This window comes from Pseudomonas sp. AKS31 (genome assembly GCF_023634765.1).
Classification (GTDB): domain Bacteria; phylum Pseudomonadota; class Gammaproteobacteria; order Pseudomonadales; family Pseudomonadaceae; genus Aquipseudomonas.
In genome coordinates this window covers 91028-108116 of record NZ_JAMLFX010000011.1, presented here as the reverse complement: position 1 = coordinate 108116, position 17089 = coordinate 91028, and the positions used below count along the sequence as shown (strand labels likewise).

Here is a 17089-nt window from a genome sequence, read left to right as displayed (position 1 = left end):
CTCGCTCCCACAGTGAATTGCATTCTTCCTGACAGAACGCGGTCCACTGTGGGAGCGAGCCTGCTCGCGAAAGCGATCTAACCGACAGCACATTGCTCAAGGTCTGAACCCAGCAGTGTCTGCTCAAGATGATCCAGATGCCGGTTCATCAGCATTCCGGCCTTGGAAACATCGCCACGCTCCACCGCCTCAACCAACGCCAGATGCTCCTGCCACGCGCAACCGCTGTGCGTCTGGCATTCACTCCGCGCAATCGCCAATGACGTCAGTGGCACCAGACTGCCAAGAAAATGCGCCAGCGGTGCATTCCCCGCCATCTGCGCCAACGTCAGATGGAACTCGCCGGACAAGCGAATCGCCGCCCCGCGCCGATCCTGTTCAATCGCCATACGCTCACGCTCAATCAATCCGCGCAGCCTTTTCAAACTGTCAGCCTGCGGACGCTGACACGCCAGCCGCACCAGCGTACTTTCAGCCAGTCGCCGTGCATGCAAAGTCTGCCGGGTTTGCTCCCGATCAGGTGCCGCCACACGTGGGCGATGATTGGCGCGCAGCACAATGACTTGTTCAAGAGACAACTGCGTCAACACCCGCCGAACATCGGCACGGCTGGCACCGAACATGTCTTTGAGGCTGTCCTCGGTAAAACGGCTGGCCGAGTCGATGCGCTGTTCGAGAATCGCGTCGAGCAGCCGCGGATACAGATCTTCCGACGGTGCGCGCAGGCGGGAGAAGGGCAGGGGCGTCGTGGTCTGGCGAGTGGGCGAAGCTGCAGCGAAATTGTTCATGGCCTGTCTCCAGTCGGTATCAGCGACTCAAGTTGTCTTCCGGAATATTCAGCTCAATACCCATGCGCTGACCTTCGCGCAGAATGTGCCGACGCATTTCCGCGCTGGCCTGGGCGCTGTTCTTGCTGCGGATCGCGCGGACCACCGCTTCGTTTTCTTCCAGTCGCTCGGCCAGATGTTCCGGAGAATTACGCAGCACCTCGGCGCTTTGCTTGAGGGCGTTGCTGGTTTGCTGCACCACACTCTGGAAGATCGGATTCGAGGTCAGGGTGAACAGCTCTTCGTGAAAGGCGATGTAGGCGCTGACCCCGGCCTCGCTGTCGCCGGCCTCGAGGGCTTCGCGCATGTCCATCAGGGTCAGGCGCAACTGGCCGACTTCCTTGCTGCTGATCGATTGTGCGACCAGACCGACAATGAACGGCTCAAGGGTGTAGCGCAGTTGCAGCACGTCTTCGAGGCTGGCACCGGCGACTGCACTGTCATGGCTTTGGCTGTCGCTGAGTTGCGCGTCGAGTACGACTACGCCTTTGCCTGGCATCGAGCGTACGAGGCCAAGGGTTTCCAGAACGATCACCGCTTCGCGCAGGCTCGGGCGGCTGATGCCCAGTTGTTCGGCCAGTTCGCGCTGACCCGGCAGCATGTCGCCGGAGCGCCACTGGCCACGGGCCAATGCGGCACGGAGTTTTTCTACGACTGAGTTGACGACGGTTGATGTGGTTATCAAGGGTCTTGCTCCATTTGCCTGGGGGGAGATAGCCGCAAACTCAAGATCAAAAGATCGCAGCCTGCGGCAGCTCCTACAGGGGTTAAATCAGAACTCCTGCTGGTGCGCCGGAGTCGCTGTTTTACGCGGCTGAAAGGTGTAGCCCTGCTGGCCGCTCAGTACTTTGTTGGCTCGCTGTACATCAATGTCTTTTTCCCAACGGGCGATCGCCACCGTGGCGACACAATTGCCGATGAGGTTGGTCAGTGCCCGGCCGATGCCCATGAACCAGTCCACCGCCAGCACTAGCACCAGACCGACCACCGGGATCGCCGGAATCGCCGTCAGCGTGGCCGCCAGAATCACCAGGGCCGAACCGGGAATGCCGTGGGCGCCTTTTGAGGTAATCAGCGACACCAGCAGAATCGTCAGCAGATCGGTCATGGCCAACGGTGTGCCGGTGGCATTGGCGATGAACACGATGGCCAGGGTCAGGTAGATCGAGAAGCCGTCGAGGTTGAACGAGTAACCGGTGGGAATCACCAGTCCGACGGTCGAGCTGCCGATGCCGAGGTGTTCGAGTTTGCGCATGATCTGCGGCAGCACGGCATCGGATGATGCGGTGCCCATGACGATCAGCAGTTCTTCACGCAGGTACTTCAACAGCGGCCACATGCGCAGGCCGGAGGCTCGCATCACCAGACCGAGAATCACGCTGACGAACGCGATGCAGGTCAGGTAGAACAGGCCGACCAGACTGCCCAGATGTTGCAGGGAATCGAGGCCATATTTGCTGGTGGTAAACGCGATGGCGCCGAATACGCCGATCGGTGCCAGACGCACGATCATGCCCATGATGCGGAAGATTACATGGCTCAGTTCGTTGATCAGTCGCGAGATCCCGGAGGCCGCTTCACCGACCAGATTCAACGCGCTGCCGAACAGTACCGAGAACAGCAGCACCTGCAGAATGTTGTTGTCAGCGAAGGCGCCGATCACCGAGGTCGGGATCAGGTCCATGAGAAATTGCGTGGTGGTGTGCATGTGCTGGCCGCGTTCGGCGATGTCACCCATGTCGGCGGCGGAGAGCTGCTCGAGATGGATATTCGCGCCGCTGCCGATGCCTGTGCTGAAGGCGAAGACCAAGCCGATCACCAGAGCGATGGTGGTCAGGACTTCGAAGTAGATCACCGACTTGAGGCCGATGCGCCCGACCTTCTTCAGATCGCCCGCGCCGCTGATGCCGCTGACCACCACGCAGAACACGATGAGGCCGATGAGCATCTTGATCAGTTTGATGAAGCCGTCGCCGAGCGGTTTGAGCTGGGCCGAGTATTCAGGAAGGGTCAGCCCGCAGACGATGCCGAGCATCAGTCCGAGAACCACTTGGAGGAAGATTGAACGCGAGCACCATCTGAGCATGGGAGGAATCCTGGTCGGTGTCCTGGCTGCTGGCGCTTGCACGCTCAGATTCAGGACTTAATTATTGTGGTCTTACCGGTATGTCCAGTGCGGGTGCAGTCTACGCTCGGTTTTTTCGGGATGACAAGTGAAAACATTCAAATTGGCATGACCGGTCTGACCAGCGGCCAGAGCCGCATGTAGGAGCTGCCGCAGGCTGCGATCTTTTGATCCTGTTTTTAAAACAAATCAAAAGATCGCAGCCTCGTTTCACTCGACAGCTCCTACAGGGGAAATCCCAGGCGAAAAAAAACCGGCCAATCACTTGGCCGGTTTTTCATGCTGCGGGTTTAGCGTCGCAATTAAGCGCCGTACACCGGCAGTTTCTTGCAGATGGCTTTGACTTTCTCACGAACGGCGTCGATCACCGCTTCGTTGTTCAGGTCAGCCAGGATGTCGCAGATCCAGCCGGCCAGCTCTTTGCACTCTGCTTCTTTGAAGCCGCGAGTGGTCACAGCCGGTGTACCGAAACGCAGGCCGGAAGTCACGAACGGCGAGCGTGGATCGTTTGGCACGGAGTTCTTGTTCACGGTGATGAACGCTTTGCCCAGAGCAGCGTCGGCGTCTTTACCGGAGATGTCCTGCTTGATCAGCGACAGCAGGAACAGGTGGTTCTTGGTGCCACCGGAAACTACGTCGAAACCGCGCGCGATGAACACTTCGGCCATGGCCTGGGCGTTCTTCACCACTTGTTCCTGGTAGGCCTTGAACTCAGGCTGCAGCGCTTCCTTGAAGCAGATCGCTTTAGCGGCGATCACGTGTTCCAGCGGGCCACCCTGGGCGCCCGGGAATACCGCGGAGTTGAGCTTCTTCTCGATCTCGGCGTTGGCGCGCGCCAGGATCAGGCCGCCACGTGGACCGCGCAGGGTCTTGTGCGTGGTGGTGGTCACGACGTCAGCGAAAGGCACCGGGTTCGGGTAAACACCAGCGGCAACCAGACCGGCTACGTGAGCCATGTCGACGAACAGGTAAGCGCCAACCTTGTCAGCGATTGCACGGAAGCGCGGGAAGTCGAGAATCTGCGAGTAGGCAGAGAAACCGGCCACGATCATTTTCGGCTTGTGTTCTACAGCCAGACGCTCGACTTCGTCGTAGTCGATCAGGCCGTTGGCGTCGATGCCGTACTGCACGGCGTTGTACAGCTTGCCGGAGGAGGAAACGCTGGCGCCGTGGGTCAGGTGACCACCGTGGGCCAGGCTCATGCCCAGAATGGTATCGCCACCTTGCAGCAGAGCCAGGTAAACAGCGGCGTTGGCTTGCGAACCGGCGTGCGGCTGAACGTTGGCGTAATCGGCGCCGAACAGTTCCTTGGCGCGGTCGATGGCCAGTTGCTCAACCACGTCAACGTACTCGCAGCCACCGTAGTAACGCTTGCCTGGGTAGCCTTCAGCGTATTTGTTGGTCAGGACCGAGCCTTGAGCTTCCATCACCGCTGGGCTGGTGTAGTTTTCCGAAGCGATCAGCTCAATGTGTTCTTCCTGGCGCTGAGCTTCTTGCTCCATGGCGGCAAAAAGGTCGGCGTCGTACTTGGCAATAGTCAAATCACGGCTGAACATGGCGGTCCTCAAGGATCGGGGGCAGAAAAGGGGGGCATTCTAACCCAATGGGTTTTGGATGGCATATGAAACGACATCATGTCGCAGACAAGTGGCGTTCATGACAGATGTGCGGTGCTTTTACCGGCCTGAAAAGATCGCAGCCTTCGGCAGCTCCTACAGTAATCGGAGCTGATCCCGCATATTGTGACCGACATCAATTTCTGTAGGAGCTGCCGAAGGCTGCGATCTTTTCGGCCTCTCAACAGGCTTTCAGTCAAACATGAACAGCGCGTCATTACTGAACTGCGCCTCAAACCGTCCCGCCGGCATCGGCCGCCCGAACAGATAGCCCTGAACCTCATCGCAACCGTGCTCACGCAGGAAGTCCAGCTGTTCGTGGGTTTCCACACCCTCGGCAATCACCGCCAGATTCAGGCTGTGCGCCATTGCAATGATCGCCCGGGCGATCTGCGCGTCCTGCTCACCGGACGGCAAGCCATCGACAAAGGTGCGGTCAATCTTCAACACGTCGATCGGGAATTGCTTGAGGTAGTTCAGCGATGAGTAACCGGTGCCGAAGTCGTCGACCGCAATGCTCAGGCCAAGGTTTTTCAGCCCGGCGAGAATCTGCATCGCCTCGCTGACTTCGCGCATCAGGATACTTTCGGTCAGTTCCAGCTCCAGACACGCTGGCGGCAGGCCGGTTTCGCGCAGGATCGTGGCGATCCGCGTGCCGAGCTGGCCATCGGAGAACTGTCGCGCGGAGATGTTCACCGACACCTTCGGCACGCGTACACGGTTCTGGTGCCAGGTCTTCAACTGACGGCACGCCTCGCTGATCACCCAGTCGCCGACGTCCACCACCAGACCGAGCTCTTCCAGCACCGGAATGAAATCCCCCGGCGGCACCAGGCCACGGCGCGGATGGCGCCAGCGCAACAGTGCTTCGGCGCCGGTCAGGCGTTTGCCGTCGCCGCTGAATTGCGGTTGGTAATACAGGACGAATTCGTTTTGTTCCAGGGCATGGCGCAGGTCGCTTTCCAGCTCCAGACGCTCCAGCGCACTGGCGTTCATGTCGGCCTGATAGAACTGGAAGTTGTTCTTGCCGCGCTCCTTGGCGTGGTACATCGCCGTATCAGCGTTTTTCATCAACTGGCTGAGTTCGTTGCCGTCCTGCGGGCTCAGGGCGATGCCGATACTGGCGGTGACGAAGAACTCGCGGCCTTCAAGCACGAACGGCCGGACGAGGCTGCCGAGGATCTGTTCGGCCACATGAATCGCCCGGTTCAGCGCCAGCTCGCGGCTGGAGCGGTGTTGCAGCAGCAAGGTGAACTCGTCGCCGCCCATGCGCGCCACGGTGTCGTCATCGTCGACGCAGGCCAACAGGCGCGTGGCCATGTCTTTCAGCATGCGGTCGCCGGCGGCGTGGCCGAGGGAGTCGTTGATCGGTTTGAAGCGGTCGAGGTCGAGGAACATCAGCACCACCCATGACTTCTGCCGCTCGGCCGATTGCAGCGCGGTGTGCAGACGATCCTGAAACAGCGTGCGGTTCGGCAGATGAGTCAGGGCGTCGTAGTAGGCGAGGCGGTGAATCCGCTGCTCGCTGGCCTTGCGCTCGCTGATGTCACTGAAGAAACACACATAACTGGCCAGATCGCCTTCGTCGTCGAGCACGGCGGTGATGCCGACCCACGCCGGGTAATGCTCGCCATTACGACGCTTGAGCCAGACTTCGCCTTCCCAGGTGCTGTGCTGATGCAGTTGTTTAAGCACGTAGCGCAGGTGGGCGTCCTGTTGCTCATCAACGGTGAGCATGTTCGGCAACTGGTCGAGCACTTCGCTCACTGCGTAACCGCTGACACGACTGAAAGCTTCGTTGGCCTGAACGATATAACCGGCCGGGTCGGTGATCAGGATCGCCGACGTCGAGTGTTCGAATACCGTGGCAGCCATGCGCAGGTCTTTTTCGGCGCGGCGCTGCTGGCTGATATCGCGACCGACACCGAGCACGCCTTCGAACGCGCCATGCTCGTCCCACACCAGCACCAGACGCAGCTCGATCGGGATCTTGCGGCCATCGGCGCGCAGGCAGTCGAACAGGAACAACTGCGTCTGCACCTGATTGCGCAACACCGCCAGTTGCTCGGGTTTGTCCAGCGCCTTGCTGACCCGGTCCATCAGCGTATAGATGCCACTCAGTTGCTGCGGGTTGGCGATGGTCGATTGCCAGCCGTTCTGGAAAATCCACTCGGCGTCGTAACCCAGCACGGCCTGCACCGACGGGCTGACATAGTTCAGCGAGAGCTTGCTGTCGGTGGAGAAAATCACGTCGCTGATGCTTTCGGCGAGCATGCGGTAGCGCTGCTCGCTGTCACGCAAGGATTCGCTGGCTTCGATCTGTTCGGTGATGTCCTTGGCCACGCCGATGATTCGCGTGACCTGATCGTGTTTGTCGCGTGCCAGCGCCTGTTCGCGAATATCGAAACGCCGCCATTTGCCATCGCGATGGCGGAAACGCAATTGGCACTGGAGCAACTGACTGTAGCCGGCGTGGCGCTGCATCTGCCGCGAGCGATGGTAGTAGTCGGCATCCTCCGGGTGCAGGAGGATTTCCCAGAAATACTCGCCCATCTGGTGCAGTTCGGTGCGGTTGTAGCCGAGGGTCTGACCGAGGTGGTGGTTGCTGAAAATCATCCGCTGGCTGATCACGTCCTGCACATACAGGTGATCCGGCACGGTGCGCACCACGTCCGACCAGAAACCTTCGCGTTCGAGCAGCGACAGTTCGATCAGCTTGCGGCTGGTGATGTCGTTGATGCTGAGGATCACCGCTTTGTAGTCGTGCTGCTCGGTCGGCAGGCGCAACACCATCCACAGGTGCTGGTCGCGGCCATTGATGTCCGGCAGTTTGATTTCCAGTTCCAGCTGCTTTTGTTGCTGCAGCACGGCATCGAGCACTTGATTGCCGATGGCGCACTGGCGGTGTGGATGGCCGTCGATCAACAGTTGCCAGGCATGCTCGCAGGAATTGACATTGAGCAGTTGCAGCGCGACCTGGTTGACCTCGGTGACGCGCAATTCCTGCAAGAGTTGCTGGCGTTGCGCCGGTTGGTCGAGCCAGGCCTTGAGCTGGTCGCTGGTCTGGATCTGCGCCTTGTCGAACACCTGCTTGAGGCCGGACAGGTCCAGCACACACAGGGCCACGCCGGTGCCTTCGAAAATGTCCTGATAACGTCGGCGACCTTCATGCAACTGGCGCTGACGCCGGCGCATGTTTAACAGCGCAATTACCGGCAGCATCGAGAACGCCAGGCCCAACAGGCATTTGCCGATAAACGCCGGCAGCAGTTCTTCGAGCACGCGCTGGCGGTCGAACAGACCACGCAACTGCCAGTCGCTGCTGCTCAGCGGCACGGTCAACACCGTGTTGGCCATGTCGTCCGGACTCAAGACGCCAGGCCTGGCCGAAGGCTGCGCTTCGTCGCGGCTGATGATCTGATGATTGAGGCGGTTTTCCACCAGCCACAGCGGGCGGATGCCGGTTTCGCCCTGTTTGGTCAGCGAGTCGAAGAACGTCGGAGTCAGGCGCAAGGCCCAATAACCGCGCGTGCTGCCGCTGGCCTGATGCAATAACAGATGCACCACAGAGCCGTCGTCGGCGTTGCTGAAGTAATGCGCCTGCGCGCGGCTGCGGCGCACCAGTTCGGTGAGGTACTCGGCGTCGTGGCTGTCGGCGGCGCTGTCGTTGATGATCCGCCCGGAGGGGCTGAGCAATGCCAGGCTGCGCAGATCGGGCAGCGATTGCTGAAGCTTGCGCAGCAGCGCCTGCTGTTCGTCGGCTGATTGCGGCTGTTCGACGATCGGTAGCAGATTGAGGGCGATTTGCGCGTTCAGCGCCATGTTAAGGCTGACCTGCGAGGCGAGGTCGGCGGTGTAATCGATGGTGTACTGACGCTGGTTTTTCTGGGTTTCGCGCAGTTGATCGAGCAGTTGCCAGAACAGCAACGCGAGCAATAAAAGCACGAGTGTCGCCAGCGCACCCTTTAATGTACCGCGCAGGGACGAGCCGGGCGCCGGTGGGGTGCTGCTCACAGAAGCTGGCGGAGTGACATTGGACAAGCTGTGATCCTGCGATTTGGCTGGACTGGCGCGACGTGCACTATAAGCCGGACGCCCAAAGGGCGGCTAGCATGCCTTGAGTCGTGGCTAAGTGCCAGCCCCGCGCGGCTGGACTGCCACCGGTCATTAAGGTAGCTTTGCCGGTTACGCGGGAGCCCAGACACTGTTAAAACTACTGCGCTCGGAAATACTGCGTTGAAAACAGGCTCGGACTGCTCATTTACAACCCGTAAACTCCGCGTCCTCGCCTGTTTTCGCCTTGTCTTTCCTTCGCTCGTTACGTTTTAACAGCGTCTGGTCCAGCTCCTAGACTCAGACTTTTTCAGCGCGCACGCATTGATAACCATCAAGTGAACGACGCGCATGGTCTGGCCGGGCTTCGCCTGCGCTGCAATCATTCATCTGTCACTGACCCAAGGTTCTCCATGGCTCAATACGTCTTCACCATGCATCGGCTGGGCAAAGTTGTTCCGCCGAAGCGGGAAATTCTCAAAAACATTTCGCTGTCCTTCTTCCCTGGCGCCAAGATCGGCGTGCTCGGCCTCAACGGTTCGGGTAAGTCCACGCTGCTGAAAATCATGGCTGGCGTCGACACCGAGTTCGAGGGCGAAGCCCGTCCGATGCCGGACCTGAACATCGGTTATCTGCCGCAAGAGCCACAACTTGATCCGACCAAGACCGTGCGTGAAGTGGTCGAGGAAGCCGTCAGCGTGATCAAGGATGCGCAAGCGCGTCTGGATGAGGTTTACGCCGCTTACGCCGATCCTGATGCCGACTTCGACAAGCTGGCCGCCGAGCAAGCCAAACTCGAAGCGATCCTGCAGGCCAGCGATGGTCACAACCTTGAGCGCCAACTTGAAGTCGCCGCCGATGCGCTGCGTCTGCCGGCCTGGGACGCCAAGGTCGAACACCTGTCCGGTGGTGAAAAGCGCCGTGTGGCCCTGTGCCGTTTGCTGCTTTCCGCCCCGGACATGCTGCTGCTCGACGAACCGACTAACCACTTGGACGCCGATTCGGTGGCGTGGCTGGAGCACTTCCTGCACGACTTCCCGGGCACTGTGGTAGCGATCACGCACGACCGTTACTTCCTCGATAACGTCGCTGGCTGGATTCTCGAACTCGACCGCGGCGCGGGCATTCCGTACGAAGGCAACTACTCGGGTTGGCTTGAAGCCAAGTCCGATCGTCTGGCCGCCGAATCCAAGCAGCAGTCGGCTCACGAAAAAGCCATGAAGGAAGAACTGGAGTGGGTGCGCAAAGGCGCGAAAGCCCGCCAGTCGAAATCCAAGGCACGTCTGCAACGCTTCGAAGAAATGCAATCGCAGGAATTCCAGAAGCGTTCGGAAACCAACGAGATCTACATCCCGGCCGGTCCGCGCCTGGGCGACAAGGTCATCGAATTCAAGAACGTCACCAAGGGCTACGGCGATCGCGTGCTGATCGACAACCTGTCGTTCTCCATGCCGAAAGGCGCCATCGTCGGCGTGATCGGCGGTAACGGTGCCGGTAAGTCGACCCTGTTCCGCATGCTGATGGGCAAGGAAACGCCGGATTCGGGCAGCATCGAAGTCGGCGAAACCGTGCAACTGGCCTGCGTCGATCAGAGCCGCGAAGATCTGGACGGCAGCAAGACTGTGTTCCAGCAGATTTCCGACGGTTCCGACCAGATCCGCATCGGCAACTACGAGATTCCGTCGCGCACCTACGTCGGCCGCTTCAACTTCAAGGGCGGCGACCAACAGAAGTTCGTCAAGGACCTGTCCGGTGGTGAGCGCGGTCGTCTGCACCTGGCGCTGACCCTGAAGGAGGGCGGCAACGTCCTGCTGCTCGACGAACCGTCCAACGACCTCGACGTTGAAACCCTGCGTTCCCTGGAAGAAGCCCTGCTGGACTTCCCGGGCGCCGCCATTGTGATCTCTCACGATCGCTGGTTCCTGGACCGTGTGGCGACACACATCCTGGCGTACGAAGACGACTCGCAAGCGGTGTTCTTCGAAGGTAACTACACCGAGTACGAAGCCGATCGTAAGAAGCGTCTCGGCGAAGCGGCTGCCCAGCCACACCGGGTACGTCACAAGAAACTGGCCTGATTCGGGTTGGTTGCATAAGAGCGGAGCCTTCGGGCTCCGTTTTTTTTGCCTGGTTTTTCAGGGATACCGAGTTGGATTCATCGCTGGCAAGCCAGCTCCCACAGGATTTTTGTCATGCATGGAATATGTAATCACCTCTGACACTGTGGGAGCTGGCTTGCCAGCGATGGCGGTTTCACTGTTGGTGCAAACCTAATATCTGACCTCACCATTAGGGGGCAAAAAAGGCCAAAAACGCCTCTGATTTATATCCTGTGCACCATTTAATTTCATAACTGCGACATTTTGCTCTGTTCCTGTGCGCGATCCGTTTGTTACAGTCCGGCCCAATCTCCTCCAACGACAATAAATTTGCCGAGACTTTTCCCATGATCGAATCCGTCGAATCCTTCCTCGCTCGCCTGAAAAAACGCGACCCGGATCAACCCGAATTCCACCAGGCCGTCGAAGAAGTCCTGCGCAGTCTGTGGCCGTTTCTCGAAGCCAATCCGCATTACCTGACCTCGGGGATTCTGGAGCGTATGTGCGAGCCGGAGCGTGCGGTGGTATTTCGCGTGTCGTGGGTCGACGATCAGGGCAAGGTCCAGGTCAATCGCGGGTTCCGCATCCAGATGAACAGTGCGATCGGCCCGTACAAGGGCGGCTTGCGTTTCCATCCTTCGGTGAACATGGGCGTGCTGAAATTCCTCGCCTTCGAACAGACCTTCAAGAACTCGCTGACCTCGCTGCCCATGGGCGGCGGCAAGGGCGGCTCCGACTTCGATCCGAAGGGCAAGAGCGACGCTGAAGTCATGCGTTTCTGTCAGGCGTTCATGAGCGAGTTGTATCGCCATATCGGCGCTGACGTTGACGTGCCGGCCGGTGACATCGGCGTCGGCGCGCGCGAGATCGGTTTCCTGTTCGGCCAGTACAAGCGCCTGAGCAACCAGTTCACCAGCGTGTTGACCGGCAAAGGCATGACCTACGGCGGTAGCCTGATTCGTCCGGAAGCCACCGGTTTCGGCTGCGTCTACTTCGCCGAAGAAATGCTCAAGCGCCGCGAACTGAGCGTCGAAGGCCAGCGCGTGGCGATTTCCGGTTCCGGCAACGTCGCGCAATACGCAGCACGCAAGGTCATGGACCTGGGCGGCAAGGTGATTTCGCTGTCCGACTCCGAAGGCACGCTGTACTGCGAGACCGGTTTGAGCGAAGAACAGTGGCGGGCGCTGCTGGAACTGAAAAACGTCAAACGCGGACGCATCAGTGAATTGGCGGCGGCATTCGGCCTGGAATTCCGTGCCGGTCAGTTGCCGTGGTCGTTGCCGTGCGACATCGCGCTGCCGTGCGCTACGCAGAACGAACTCGACGCCGAAGCCGCGCGCACGCTACTGCGCAATGGCTGTGTGTGCGTGGCCGAAGGCGCGAACATGCCGACTACGCTTGCGGCTGTGGATATCTTTATCGAGGCCGGCATTCTGTTTGCGCCGGGCAAAGCGTCCAACGCTGGCGGCGTGGCGGTGAGCGGTCTGGAGATGTCGCAGAACGCCATGCGCCTGCTGTGGACAGCGGGTGAGGTGGACAGCAAGTTGCACGCGATCATGCAGTCGATCCACCACGCTTGCGTGCATTACGGCGAAGAGAACGGGCGGATCAACTACGTCAAAGGCGCGAACATCGCCGGCTTCGTCAAAGTCGCCGACGCGATGCTGGCGCAGGGCGTGGTTTAAGCCGGTTCGATGCGGATCACTTCGATCATTTGATCGCCGGCGGGGCGCTGCCACAGCACCTCGTCGTTGAGTCGGGCGCCGAGCAGCGCCCGGCCCAAGGGTGAAGCCCAATTGATCAGGCCTTTGCCGGCATCGGCCTGATCTTCGCCGACCAGTTGCACCCGGCGTTCGGTATCGTGTTCGTCGGCGTAGGTCACCCAACTGCCGATCTGCACTTTGTCGGTGGAGGTCGCGGCAACCGCCACTTGTGCGCTACTCAGGCGTTGATTGAAATAACGCAAATCCCTTTGCAGATCGGCCAGACGCTGCTTGTCGGCCTGCTCACCCTTGGCCGATTGTTCGGCATGCAGGGTTTGCAGATCGGCGACTTTCGCCTGCAACTGCGCCAGTCCTTGCGGCGTGACGTAATTGGGCTGCGTGCTGACCTGTCGTTCGACCGGCTGATCGGCTTGCGCGGCGGCGTTGTCTTCGTTGACGAATGCGCGACTCATGGTGTCCTCCTCGTATGAGGTTTGGGCCATGCTTGCAGGCATTTGGTTTCACTGGATGTCTGGAAACGACTATTGCGAGCGATAGGCCCGCCCGGCGTCCTGATCTTTCTGTTGCTGCCAGGCGCGCTCGCGTTCGTCCCAATGTTCATTGCGATACTGTTCGCGATCCTTGTTTTCCAGCATCGCCTGACACTGGCGAAAGCCGTCGGTCCAGCCTTCGGCGTATTGCTTGTCCTTGAGGTAGCGCGGCACGTTCTTGCGAAACTCGCCGCTGATCGAACCGGCGGCCTGGCGGCCACTGATACAACCGTCATCGAAGCCGTCGGCAAAGGCCGGTGGATAACCCTTGGCGATCAGATCTTCGTGGGTGGTCTGGCAACCGCCCAGTAACAGCACAACACCCAACAACCCCGCACACCGCCACATCGCACTCTCCCGCGCCGGTTGTCCGGCTTACGGGGAAAGTCTAGAAGGGGATTCGTTGGTGGGGTGTGAAAGAAAGATCAAAAAATCGCAGCCTGCGGCAGCTCCTAGAGGTGAAACACATTCCAAATGTAGGAGCTGCCGAGGCTGCGATCTTTTAATAGTGATACCACTTCACTTCGAGCATGACCTCTGTTTCCGGCGTCGCGAGGTGGCTGAACTCGCGCTGCGCACTCAGGCGCAAGCCGAGGTTGCGCGACAACTCCCACTGCTGATTCAAACTCAGGCTACGGCGCACTTCGCCATTGAAGAAGTAATCGCCCTTGGCTTCCAGACTGAGATTGCCCAGCGGGTTTTTCCACAGCACGCCGGTATTGAAACCGCCGGCCGGGGAGACGAACTCGGCGAAATCATTGTTGTGTTCAACGCGCACGGTGCCGAGGGCAAAACCCAATACGTCATCAGCCAACGCCCAAGTACCGCCACCGCCGCCATTCACATGGCTGATCAGCGTTTCGTCATCATGCTTGCCCGGAACCCGTTCAAGGCCACCCGTGACCTGCCATGACAGCGGCTGCAGTAGCTCATTGCGCGGCGTCAGCGAACGAATCGTCGCCAGATCCAGTTGCTGCAACTGCCAGTGATTGCCTTCGTACTGGCGCAGTTTCATCTGCAGGATCTCGATCTGCGCGCCGAGCGGGAAACTTTCGGCGTTGTCGTTGAGATCGTGATAGGCCATGCGCAAGCCGTACTCACCGAACGCGCGGTCGCCACGGGTGCCGAGACCGGCCTGCCAGGTGCGCGATTCGTGGCCGTCTTCGGGCAAGCCCGGTTGCGGAATCTCCAGCTCCGGCGCCGGGTTCTTGTTGATCGCCCGCAGCAGTTCGAAACTGCGCTGCGCCCGTTGTGGATCGCGTTCCTGGCCGTTGGCGCGGTAGCGCTCCAGACGATACGCCGCGTCGATGATCAACGCTTGCCGGTCACGGGGCAGGGCTTTGAACGCCGGATCCTGCAACTGCTGCTGATCGGCGCTGACGTTCAGCACCCATTGCTGTTCGTCACTGTTCAAAGGCTCGGCTCGGCTGAGCAATTCGCGCTCGCGGGACGGGCGGTATTCGATATTTTCCACCAACCCGGCTTCCTTCACCGCTTTTACGGTGTCGGTGGGAATGGCGGTCAGCGGGAATTGTTCGGTCAGGCGCAAGCTCGGCCGTGCCACCTGTAGCAGCTCAAGCAGGCGATACGAGCAGTTTTCGTCGAAGAAGAAGTAGTCGAACTGGATCTGCTTCAGCTCCCACACATGCTCGACCATGCGCGCGGTTTCTTCCTGGGTCAGGTTGAGCCGGTATTCCCACAGGTCGCGGTTTTCCAGGCTGCGGTATTCCGAGAGTTTTTCCTGATACGGCACCAGCGCGAACAACCCGGGATAGCCGCCCATCAAACCTTTCCAGGCGTAAAGAATGCTGTTGTCCGAGCCTTCGATGTAGGCGCCGAAGTTGATCGCGTAACTGAGCAGCGACGTCTTGTCGGCCTGCACATCGGCCTGATCGATGCGCAGCAGGGTGTGGCCGAACATCGACGACGGGCTATTCAGATAGGCCGCCGGGAAGATCATCACCGCACTGTGCGGCGAGACGTCCTTGAACCATTTCTTGTATTCGGCGCACTCGGGTGCCGGCAGATCGCTGAGATTGAGCTGTGCCTTCAACCAGCGGGTGCGGGCCGGATAAACACATTGCGCATGCTGCTCGCCGAGGTTCGCCGGGGCGTACAGCGCTTGCACGGTGGCGGCCAGTTCGCGGTCGGGATGTTCATTGCCATCGGGCGCCAGAAAGAATTTCTTGTCGCTGACATAGCTGCGCCAGCCGCCAAGCTTGGCGGTTTCGTAGTGACCGAGGGAAATCCAGAAGCGGTCGTTGGCCAGTTGCTGCAAACGTTGAGGGTCGATGTGGGGCGCGGCGGACAGCGGGGCGCAGACACAGAGCGCCAGCCAGGCAAGGCGTTTGAGCATAGTCGGCAACTTGAACAGGAAAGAAATGAAGACCCAGAGAGGGCGGGCCAAAAAAACAAAACCCGCCTCCCGAAGGAAGCGGGTGGGGTCGAGCTTAAGCCTGAGTTGCGTACTTGGCCAGACGTGGGTCCGATTTCAGTACGGCCAGGGTGTTGGTATGCACGTCTTCAGCGGTCACGTCAGCCTTGCTGAAGATCTGCTGGAAGTGCTCGTGAGTCACAGCAGCGAAGTGCGCACGGTCTTCCGGTGCCACGCCCAGTACCACGGCATAAGTCGTCAGCGCTTCGCCGTTGCCTTTGGCCATGTCTTCGGACAGCTCGTTCATCATGCCATTCATGGCAAACCAGGATTTGCCGCCGTAGGTCAGCGATGCGTTGGTCGAGCAGCCGTTGGTGCCGGACGTCATCCCGAAGGTGGCGTTACCGGAAGTACCGTTGGTGGTGGAAGCGAGGAAGTGCGCCGGGGTGCCACGCTGACCTTCGAACAGCATGTTGCCCCAACCGCAATCCGGGCCGCCCGGAGCTTGCGCCATTGCGTTGATGGATACAGCGGTGAAGAGAGTACCGAGAAGAATCCGTTTCATATCTTTGTTCTCTTTGTGTGCATACCAATGGACAGGGTTCTGACACCTGACGGTGCCAGTGGGCCAGTATTAGTTCCAGCCGCGCAGTTTGGAGTTTAGGCACGTTCCTGGGGTTCCGTGAGTTTTTACAAAAGATTTGGCGATAACCCCGATTTCATGGGCGCCGGGACATGGGCAGCTGGTTGTCTATGCTTTGTCGTGTGGCGCGCCTTGCCAGTGGGGCATGGGCAGCGCCAGAATGCCGCTATCCGCCCCGCCTGATTGTTAAGGAAGCCCGATGCCTGATCCTGTTGCTGCCAGCTTGCGTCTCGCGCCTGAAGCGCTGACCCGTCCGTTTTCCGCTGAACAGTTCAGCTTCACTACCACCAATGATCTGGAGCCCTTTCGCGGTGTGCTCGGCCAGGAACGTGCGGTCGAAGCCTTGCAGTTCGGTGTGGCCATGCCACGCCCCGGTTACAACGTATTCGTCATGGGCGAGCCCGGCACCGGCCGTTTCTCGTTCGTCAAACGCTACCTGAAGGCCGAAGGCAAACGCCTGCAGACCCCGGCGGACTGGGTCTACGTCAACAATTTCGATGAACCGCGCGAACCCCGCGCCCTGGAGTTGCCGTCAGGCACTGCCGGCGCCTTCATCGGCGATATCAACGGTTTGATCGACAACCTGCTGGCGACGTTTCCGGCGGTGTTCGAGCACCCGTCCTACCAGCAGAAGAAAAGCGCCATCGACCGCGCGTTCAACCAGCGCTACGACAAAGCCCTCGACATCATCGAGCGTCTGGCCCTGGAAAAAGACGTCGCCCTGTATCGCGACAGCAGCAACATCGCCTTCACGCCGATGCTCGACGGCAAAGCGCTGGACGAAGCCGAATTCGCCCAGTTGCCGGAAGCCGATCGTGAACGCTTTCACGATGACATTTCCGGCCTCGAAGAGCGCCTGAACGAAGAACTCGCCAGCCTGCCGCAGTGGAAGCGCGAGTCGAACAATCAACTGCGTTCGCTTAACGAAGAGACCATCACCCTGGCCTTGCAGCCGCTGCTGTCGCCGTTGTCGGAGAAGTACGCGGAAAACGCTGCGGTGTGCGGTTACCTGCAAGCGATGCAGGTGTATCTGCTGAAAACCGTGGTCGAGCAACTGGTCGACGACAGCAAGACCGACGCCGTCGCGCGCAAGCTGCT

At 59.7% G+C, this 17089-nt stretch carries 12 protein-coding genes; 3 read left to right on the top strand and 9 right to left on the bottom strand.

What is annotated here, in order from left to right; all coding sequences use genetic code 11:
* Positions 1-77 precede the first annotated feature (77 nt).
* The 5 genes from M9827_RS22400 to morA all read right to left on the bottom strand — a co-directional run bounded on the left by M9827_RS22400 (position 78) and on the right by morA (position 8609).
* Positions 78-788, bottom strand: coding sequence for a GntR family transcriptional regulator (locus M9827_RS22400; protein ID WP_250607173.1), 711 nt, complete (start codon positions 786-788; stop codon positions 78-80).
* A 19-nt stretch (positions 789-807) separates the two neighbouring features.
* Positions 808-1512 (bottom strand): FadR/GntR family transcriptional regulator, encoded by a 705-nt coding sequence (locus tag M9827_RS22395; protein ID WP_034153832.1) that lies wholly within the window; start codon positions 1510-1512, stop codon positions 808-810.
* An 87-nt stretch (positions 1513-1599) separates the two neighbouring features.
* Positions 1600-2913: a C4-dicarboxylate transporter DctA gene (locus M9827_RS22390; protein WP_103303615.1), complete on the bottom strand. Its 1314-nt coding sequence runs from the start codon at positions 2911-2913 to the stop codon at positions 1600-1602.
* Positions 2914-3254: 341 nt separating this feature from the next.
* Positions 3255-4508: a serine hydroxymethyltransferase gene (gene glyA, locus M9827_RS22385; protein WP_123463984.1), complete on the bottom strand. Its 1254-nt coding sequence runs from the start codon at positions 4506-4508 to the stop codon at positions 3255-3257.
* 252 nt (positions 4509-4760) lie between these two features.
* Positions 4761-8609 (bottom strand): cyclic di-GMP receptor MorA, encoded by a 3849-nt coding sequence (gene morA, locus M9827_RS22380; protein WP_250607172.1) that lies wholly within the window; start codon positions 8607-8609, stop codon positions 4761-4763.
* Between the two features lie 425 nt (positions 8610-9034).
* Between morA and ettA the strand changes: the two genes are divergently transcribed.
* Positions 9035-10699, top strand: a complete 1665-nt coding sequence (gene ettA / locus M9827_RS22375) for an energy-dependent translational throttle protein EttA (protein WP_025108770.1) — start codon at positions 9035-9037, stop codon at positions 10697-10699.
* Positions 10700-11067: 368 nt separating this feature from the next.
* Positions 11068-12405 carry an NADP-specific glutamate dehydrogenase gene (gdhA, locus tag M9827_RS22370; RefSeq protein ID WP_250607171.1) on the top strand — a complete coding sequence of 446 codons (1338 nt, stop codon included), beginning with the start codon at positions 11068-11070 and terminating at the stop codon, positions 12403-12405.
* Here the strand turns inward: gdhA and M9827_RS22365 are convergent.
* The 4 genes from M9827_RS22365 to M9827_RS22350 all read right to left on the bottom strand — a co-directional run bounded on the left by M9827_RS22365 (position 12402) and on the right by M9827_RS22350 (position 15913).
* Positions 12402-12896: a GreA/GreB family elongation factor gene (locus tag M9827_RS22365; RefSeq protein WP_250607170.1), complete on the bottom strand. Its 495-nt coding sequence runs from the start codon at positions 12894-12896 to the stop codon at positions 12402-12404. The two genes, gdhA and M9827_RS22365, sit on opposite strands and share 4 nt — an antisense overlap.
* Positions 12897-12965: 69 nt before the next feature.
* A complete protein-coding gene (locus tag M9827_RS22360; protein ID WP_038361731.1) occupies positions 12966-13322 on the bottom strand; it encodes a hypothetical protein in 357 nt (118 codons plus the stop codon).
* A gap of 154 nt (positions 13323-13476) precedes the next feature.
* Positions 13477-15330: an Lnb N-terminal periplasmic domain-containing protein gene (locus tag M9827_RS22355; protein ID WP_250607169.1), complete on the bottom strand. Its 1854-nt coding sequence runs from the start codon at positions 15328-15330 to the stop codon at positions 13477-13479.
* A gap of 94 nt (positions 15331-15424) precedes the next feature.
* A complete protein-coding gene (locus tag M9827_RS22350; RefSeq protein WP_007909797.1) occupies positions 15425-15913 on the bottom strand; it encodes a DUF3015 domain-containing protein in 489 nt (162 codons plus the stop codon).
* Positions 15914-16190: 277 nt separating this feature from the next.
* Here M9827_RS22350 and M9827_RS22345 point away from each other — a divergent pair.
* Positions 16191-17089: Lon-like protease helical domain-containing protein (locus M9827_RS22345; protein ID WP_250607202.1), on the top strand; the 899-nt coding region annotated here is incomplete at its 3' end.